This is a genomic window from Acinetobacter sp. ATCC 27244, from assembly GCF_000156555.1.
Lineage (GTDB): Bacteria > Pseudomonadota > Gammaproteobacteria > Pseudomonadales > Moraxellaceae > Acinetobacter > Acinetobacter haemolyticus.
Genome location: NZ_GG665955.1, coordinates 60,752 through 64,080 on the forward strand (window position 1 = coordinate 60,752; position 3,329 = coordinate 64,080).

Consider the following 3,329-nt stretch of genomic DNA (forward strand, 5'->3'; position numbering starts at 1 on the left):
CTTCAAAACCAATACTTTACTCTGATAATTTAACCATTGACCGAATGATCAATGGTTAAATTTTTTTATAATAATAAACGCCCTGAAAATTTAAGTCTTCGGCAGTGTCACACCTGTTTGACCTTGATATTTACCACCACGATCTTTGTATGATGTTTCACATACTTCATCACTTTCAAAAAACAGCATCTGAGCAACGCCCTCACCCGCATAAATACGCGCAGGTAAATTTGTCGTATTTGAAAACTCAAGGGTAACGTGACCTTCCCACTCAGGCTCTAACGGCGTAACGTTTACAATGATACCGCAACGCGCATAGGTTGATTTCCCTAAACATACAGTAAGTACATTACGTGGAATACGGAAATATTCAATCGTACGTGCTAGAGCAAACGAGTTTGGTGGAATAATACAAACATCAGATTCGATATCAATAAAGCTTTTATCATCAAAGTTTTTTGGATCTACAATTGCAGAGTGTACATTGGTAAATACTTTGAATTCACGCGCACAACGGACATCATAGCCATAGCTTGATACCCCATAGGAAATCAACTTTTCTCCGTTTTCATCGAAACGAACTTGATTTTCTGCATAAGGTTCAATCATGCCGTGTTTTTCGCTCATTTCACGAATCCAACGATCAGATTTTATTGCCATGTCTTTATATCCAAAAACGAAGTTGATGATTGGTGGCTACTTTAACGTAAAATGCTGCCAATGAAAACAATGCTGTTCTATCAGCAATCTGATATGACGACTAGAGTTTAGAAAGTGCAGAATAACTGATCGGGATCGCAAAACTCACGAGCACAATAGATGCGGTCCTTTGTAATTTGGCTTGAGATAACCATCCAACTTTATTCGTTGCTAAAGCTGCCCCAACGGCAATCCAAAACATAGCAATCGGAATAATTAGCCCAACGAAAGTACTCATATGAGTCAAATATATTTCTTGGCTCGTCCAAGCACTTGCAGGGAAAATTGCTGACGCAAACAATAATGCTTTAGGGTTCAGCAATGTCGCACATAAAAGCTCTCGTGGTCTGATCGTTGGCTGATTCAATGCAACTTGTTGGTCTGCTGTACGCCATAATTTTATAGCTAGAAAAAGAATATAGCTCGCACTCAATAATTTTAAGAATGTTGGGAGCAATGGCAAGGTAGCAGAGACTGTACCAATCAACACACCCCATGCACTAATCGCTATGATATAACCCATCGCTTCTGCGGGTATGAGCAATAAAGATTTGCGTACGCCGACTTGGATACCTGAAGATGCTAGCAAAGTATTGGTTGGACCTGGTGTGAACAAGATCGTGGCAACCAAACCGATAAAAAACCATGAAATCATTGAATGACCTCACTAAGAGAGGTTTTTAGATTAATCTAAACAATACTATGATAGCAAAAAAATATCTGTAAGGAGTCATGTCTACCTTTCAGCTAAGCTTTTATATTTACTATCTTTTTAAAGAGTCAATGTTTAGTAACTTGTAAGTCACCATCTCATTATCGTAGATTTATTCACCGCCCCACGCTGTACTTTGGCTTTTACAACATGAAAAATCAAACATTTATTGTACATAATTTAAGTTTGAGCTAAGAAACGACTGTTAAGATAAAGATGATATTTTCTCATCACTTTACCCATTTTATGCCTAAGCTATTCTTCCAAAAGTGGCTTCCTTCCTCTGAAAAAATTGCCGATTTAAAACTTATGAAAATATTCGGCACTCGCACCTTGAATCCATTGCTTTGGTATGTGAATCGACACTCGATTGCAAAAGCGATAGGTCTTGGGGCATTTTGGGGAATTTTACCAGTTCCTTTCCACAGCCTTTTCATTATTCTCACGGTTTTATATTTTGAAGTAAATTTGCCGCTTGGACTATGTATGGCTTGGCTAACCAATCCATTGACCATCGTCCCAATTTTATATTTAGGTTTTTGGTTTGGTGCAAAAATTTTCCACGTCAATATGATTAATAAAGACATGCTACTTGGCGTCTTACATCAGATCCTCAACTGGTTACAAAATTTCGGTCATGGACATATTGATCTGCATTTAGCCAAAATCTTAATTACAGGACTCATCATCGAAGCCGTACTGTTTGCACTACTATTTTATATTGCTACACATTTAATCTGGCGTTGGATGGTGATCCGCAAATGGAAATCACGCCATTCAGCAGGATAAATTCTTTAGTCTAAAAACCTGTAAAAAAAGTTGCCATCCCCCTGAGAATACGGTAAGAGTAGAACATATTTAATTGCGTAAAAATGTACTGAATATTAAATAAAGCAGCCAAATGATGGATTTATGGTATGCATATAAACAGGAGATAGTAATGAAAAAATGGCCCCAACTCATTTTACTCGGTTTAGCAATAACAGGTTTATCTGCTTGTTCTGACAATACTGGCAATAAAAATGCAAGCCAAGAAGGCAGTAGCGCAACGACAAGCGCCAATAAACTGGAAACACGATTTGTTAATATTGCAACTGGTGGTGCTTCAGGTCCATATAATGTCATCGCAACAAATTTGGCTGAAATTTACCATAAAACGTATGGCGTTAACTCTAAGACACAGACCACAGGTGCTTCTGTAGAAAATCTAAATTTGTTAAAGCAAAACAAAGTAGAAATGGCTTTTGTGATGAGCGACAGTCTCACCGAAGCAATCAATGGACAAGGCAGCTTTAAAGATAAAATCACCAATGTTCAGCAAATCGCAGCGCTCTATCCGAACTATGTGCAAATCGTAACCTCAAAGAAATCTGGAATTAAAAATATTGAGGATTTGAAAGGTAAACGTATCGCAGTTGGTGCTCAGAACTCAGGTGTTGAAGTCAATGCTCGCACTTTGTTGAATGGTTTCGGTATTACCTACAAGGATGTAAAAGTAGATTATTTAGGTTATGCCGAAGCAGCGGATGCATTGAAAGGTGGAAAACTAGATGCAGCCTTCCTTACCAGTGGTATTCCAAACTCGTCACTGATGGAATTGCAACGTGGTTATGATCTACAGTTGGTCAGTATCAATCCTGATAAGATTAAAGAAATTGCCAAAGATCAGGCCTATTTCTTACCAATGATTATTCCGAAAGGAACCTATGACAATGCTGAGGATATTCCAACTGCAGCAATCATGAATGCTTTAGTCGTTCGCTCTGATTTATCTGAAGATGATGTCTACAAATTGACTAAAACCTTCTTCGAAAGCCTAGATGCTTTAGCCAATACTCACCAAGCAGCAAAAGACATCACTTTGCAAGGTGCTCAAAATGGTTTAGTCGCACCACTCCATCCAGGTGCTAAAAAATAC

Annotated in this window: 4 protein-coding genes; 2 read left to right on the forward strand and 2 right to left on the reverse strand. The window is 38.2% G+C overall.

Going from position 1 to position 3,329, the window contains the following annotated elements:
* Positions 1-90: 90 nt before the first annotated feature.
* Both dcd and HMPREF0023_RS08525 read right to left on the reverse strand, forming a co-directional pair.
* Complete coding sequence (dcd, locus tag HMPREF0023_RS08520; protein ID WP_003653416.1) at positions 91-660, reverse strand: dCTP deaminase; 570 nt, start codon at positions 658-660, stop codon at positions 91-93.
* Between the two features lie 100 nt (positions 661-760).
* Positions 761-1,354: a LysE family translocator gene (locus tag HMPREF0023_RS08525; RefSeq protein ID WP_008941849.1), complete on the reverse strand. Its 594-nt coding sequence runs from the start codon at positions 1,352-1,354 to the stop codon at positions 761-763.
* Positions 1,355-1,657: 303 nt separating this feature from the next.
* On the opposite strand from HMPREF0023_RS08525, the gene HMPREF0023_RS08530 reads away from it, so the two are divergent.
* Together HMPREF0023_RS08530 and HMPREF0023_RS08535 are read left to right on the forward strand one after the other, a co-directional pair.
* Positions 1,658-2,200: a DUF2062 domain-containing protein gene (locus HMPREF0023_RS08530; RefSeq protein ID WP_008941850.1), complete on the forward strand. Its 543-nt coding sequence runs from the start codon at positions 1,658-1,660 to the stop codon at positions 2,198-2,200.
* A gap of 151 nt (positions 2,201-2,351) precedes the next feature.
* On the forward strand, positions 2,352-3,329 hold a 978-nt coding region (locus HMPREF0023_RS08535), incomplete at its 3' end, for a TAXI family TRAP transporter solute-binding subunit (protein WP_034437380.1).